The organism is Porphyromonas sp. HMSC077F02 (genome assembly GCF_001815465.1).
GTDB classification, from domain to species: domain Bacteria; phylum Bacteroidota; class Bacteroidia; order Bacteroidales; family Porphyromonadaceae; genus Porphyromonas_A; species Porphyromonas_A somerae.
In genome coordinates this window covers 63,597-67,866 of the sequence record NZ_KV820668.1, presented here as the reverse complement: position 1 = coordinate 67,866, position 4,270 = coordinate 63,597, and the positions used below count along the sequence as shown (strand labels likewise).

At 51.0% G+C, this 4,270-nt stretch carries 2 protein-coding genes; both read left to right on the top strand.

Going from position 1 to position 4,270, the window contains the following annotated elements:
• Positions 1 to 198 precede the first annotated feature (198 nt).
• The gene (locus tag HMPREF3027_RS04745; protein ID WP_070707355.1) at positions 199 to 981 is read left to right on the top strand and encodes a polysaccharide biosynthesis/export family protein; all 783 of its coding nucleotides are present in this window, start codon (positions 199 to 201) and stop codon (positions 979 to 981) included.
• A gap of 20 nt (positions 982 to 1,001) precedes the next feature.
• Complete coding sequence (locus tag HMPREF3027_RS04740; RefSeq protein ID WP_070707341.1) at positions 1,002 to 3,455, top strand: polysaccharide biosynthesis tyrosine autokinase; 2,454 nt, start codon at positions 1,002 to 1,004, stop codon at positions 3,453 to 3,455.
• Positions 3,456 to 4,270 lie beyond the last annotated feature (815 nt).

The following is a 4,270-nucleotide window of genomic DNA, read 5'->3' as shown; positions in this document are numbered from 1 at the left end:
GGCACTGCGTGCCTTGACCTGTGCCTATTTAACAGGGACCCCTCAGCCGGGGTCCTCCCCTTTAGACACACCTATGAATACCTACGGCAAGACCTTTCTAATGCATAACTCCCGCTCAAGGATGCCCTTATGTCACTTATTATTGTTACTTTTGCATATGATGTGTTGTATTCAAACTCAAACTTAATAATGAACGATATGAGACTGCATTCGCCCCTTCTATCGGCACTCCTCCTACTACTGCTGGCTAGCTGTGCCAGCACCAAGGATGTTGCCTATCTACAATATGCGGAGAATAAGATGCAAACGGAAGCCCGTGCCCTCCAAGATGCTACCATCAAACCAAAGGATATCCTCACGGTCAATATCCAAGCTTCCAAGCCCGAGCTGGTAGCAAGCTTCAATGGTATCTACTGGTCGCCACAGCAGCAGTATAGTACCGTGCAAAATGGAATGCGCACCTTTTTGGTGGACAACTCTGGCGAGGTCGATCTACCAGTGCTAGGACTGACCAAGCTCGGCGGTCTCACCCTAAGGGAGGCGGAGGAGGTGGTCAAAAAGGCACTTACCGCCTACCTCAATGAGGTGCCCAGCGTCAATGTCCAGATCCAAAACTACCGCTACTCGGTGCTCGGTGAAGTGCACAAGCCTGGTGCCTTCGTTTCGACCAATGGCAAGGTAAATCTATTCGAGGCACTCGCCAATGCGGGCGACCTTACTATATATGGTATACGAGATCAGGTGAAGATACTTCGGGAGAATAAAGATGGCTCCACCACCTTAGTGAGTGTCAATCTGATGGATCCCAACATCATCAATTCGCCCTACTACTACCTCCAGCAGGGAGATGTAGTCTACGTAATGCCCAATAATGCCATCGCCTCATCCTCCAACATCAGTTCGGGCACCACCGTATGGATCAGCATCTCTTCGATTGCCCTCACAGTAGCCAACCTCCTAGTCACTATATTAAGACGATAAGCAGAAATCGATCATAGCTTATGACTCAAATAAATAACAACCCTAACCCACATCAGCCCACCCATATCCCCGCAGCGCCCGAGATGACCCCATCACAGGCAATGGGAAATGAAGAAGAGGTGGATATTGTAAGCATCCTAGTAGACTACTTTAGGTATTGGCCTATCTACCTCATTGCACTGGTGCTTTGCCTGCTCCTCGGCTGGCTATTTATCAAAAGTAGCAGCCCACAATACCCCGTCAAAGCCTCAGTGCTATTCCTTGAGCAAAAGGATAAAAGTAGCCCACAGATACAGGGGCTCGACTTTGCCGAGCTAGGCATGGGGGTAAAGAATGTCAATGTAGATAACGAGCTAGAAATACTCGGTTCGCGTGAGATCCTTCAAAAGACCATAGAGGAGAGCCAGCAGTATGTAGAGGTAACCAGCCGAAAAGGGCTCACCACTACAGTATGGGATAGCGAGCTCCCCTTTGAGATATCCATGGACCCCGTAGGGCTAAGCAAAATAGGTGCTCCCATTTCGCTCACCATAGAGTCAATTAGCGACAAGGGGTACAAGATCTCTTCGGACTATGTCAAGGGCGAAGCTATAGTCATCGACTCCCTACCAGCCACCTTTGTATTGGGCGAAGGCATCGCCTCCATCACCAAGCGAGAGAGCTACAAGGAGGGGAAAATGGAGCTCCCCAGCAGCTTTGATGTCACCATACAATCACCACAAAAGCTCGCCATCTACTATGCCGAGAAAGGTGGGCTCACAGTAGATAGAGCCAATAAGCAAGGCTCTGTGGCAGTCTTAGGAATTACCGCCAAGAATAGAGCCAAGGGCGAGCGCTTTCTCTCCAAACTGATTGAGGTCTACAATCGGGAGCGGGCGATCGATAAAAATGCTACCGCTCAGCGCACCTACGACTTTATCAATGAGCGCATCAACCTCATCGGTGAGGAGCTCAATGCCACGGAGAAAAAACTAGAGGAGGTAAAGAAAAGCCAAGGTGTCACCAGCTACCAAGACCTCGGCGTAGTAGTCTCCTCCACCGCTATGATCGATCAAAAGCGGGCAGAGGCAGAGACACAGCTGAAGCTAGTCGCTTTCCTTATCAATGACCTAAAAGCGAAGGAGGGAAGATACGAAATCATCCCTGGTAGCCTAGGCTTTACCGACGGCACCCTACAAACCGCCGTGGAGATATACAATCAAATGGTCTTTGAGCGAGACGGTCTGCTAGAGACAGCCAATAAAGACCACCCCAAGGTAAAGAGCCTCACCGAAAACCTCAATGTGGCACGAACCAATATCCTAGAGGCCGCCGATGTAGCAAAGCAAGGGCTTCAGATACAGCTCAATGGGCTGAAGGGAATGGAGCAGCGCTACAGTTCTCGTATCTCACAAGCTCCTACCTTTGAGCGCATCAGCACAGATATTGAGCGTCAGCGCTCTATCCGTTCCAATCTCTACCTGATGCTACTCACTCGCCGGGAAGAGACCTCCATTGAGCTCGCCTCATCACTCGAGAGTGCCAAGGTGGTAGATAGCGCACTCGCAGCATCCAAGCCTTCTAGCCCCAAGAAGCCAATCATCTATCTCGCTAGCTTGTTACTAGGCTTGGTATTACCCACCATAGCCATCTACCTATGGAAGTTGGCTCAAACAAAGGTACATACCGAGGAGGATCTCAAAAAGCTCACCAACCTACCGATTGCCGGAGGAATACCTCAGCAAAAATCAGCCTCAGGAGAGGGCGATCTGCCCGAGCTACTGGTGCAGCTAGAGGGTAATAGCATAGCCACAGAGGCCTTTAGAAATATCCGTACCAACCTCAGCTTCCTCACTCAGAATAAGCGACCATTGGTACTGATGTGTACCTCCACCGTGAGTGGAGAGGGAAAGACCTTTGTAGTCAGCAACCTAGCCATCTCACTCTCTGCACTTCAGTACAGAGTGCTTCTCGTGGGGCTAGATATCCGTAATCCTCAGCTGAAGCGTACCTTTGGGATCAAGAATACATCTCTAGGCGGTATGACCGACCTACTCAATGATGCCTCCACAGATCCAATGCAGTACATACAGCACCTAGAGGAGTACCCCAACCTAGATATCATCAATGCCGGTGCGATCCCACCCAACCCCACCGAGCTACTCGCTCGGCCTAGGCTAGAGGAGGTATTCAAGACCTTCCGGGAGCACTACGACTATATCCTAGTCGACTCCGCCCCTGTTGGTCCGGTGGTAGATAGCTTGGTACTCAGCCGTGTGGTGGACCACACACTCTATGTACTGCGATCCGATAAGACCAATAAACGCGATGTAGAGTACATCAATTACCTCGCCGACAATCAGAAACTATCCAGCATGAGCCTAATACTCAATGACATCAACACCAAGAACTCTATCTTTGTCAAGAGCTACGGCTATGGATACGGATATGGCTACGGATACGGATATGGCCATAATGATGGCAACCACAAGTAGTCGCCAACCTTAATACCCATCAAAAAGGACCTCCACCCAGAGGTCCTTTTTTTATCCCAAAACCTCCTCCTAGTGTTGTCTAGATCGTCGCCCTCTCCGACTTGTCCGACTTGTCCGATAAGGCACTCCACCCAGAGCACCCGACAGGGTGCCACTCAGCTAGCCCCCAGTCGGAGGGGACGAGAGTCCCCGAACGACTGGCGGGTTACGAGGGACCCAAAACCTACGACCCTTGCGGTCGCACTCAGATCGGTGTGTCCGACCCCTCAGCCGGGTTCATAAGGGCATTTTCGCCTCTTTATACACAGGTCTTCGGCACTACGTGCCTTGACCTGTGCCTATTAAACACGGACCTCTGCCGAGGTCCTTTCCCTCGGCAAGGCCTCCGAATCGTCCAACTTGTCCGATAAGGCACTCCCCCCCAAAAAAACACCCTCTCACAGCAGAGCAAAAGTGGAGTTGCAACTAAGCGATCGGCGAGTTGCAACTAAGCAAATGCCGAGATGCAACAAAGCAAATGCTTAGTTGCATCTCATTTTTCGCCCTTCTAACCCACTGATTTATAGAAGGATAGAAAAGTGATTTTTCTCCGACTTGTCCGATAAGGCACTTCCCCCTCCAGAGCACCCGACAGGGTGCCACTCAGCTAGCCCCCAGTCGGAGGGGACGAGAGTCCCCGAACGACTGGCGGGTTACGAGGAACCCAAAACCTACGACCCTTGCGGTCGCATTCGGATCGGTGTGTCCGATCCCTCAGTCGGGGTCGTAAGGGCATTTTGCGCCTCTTTATACACAGGTCTTCGGCACTGCGTGCC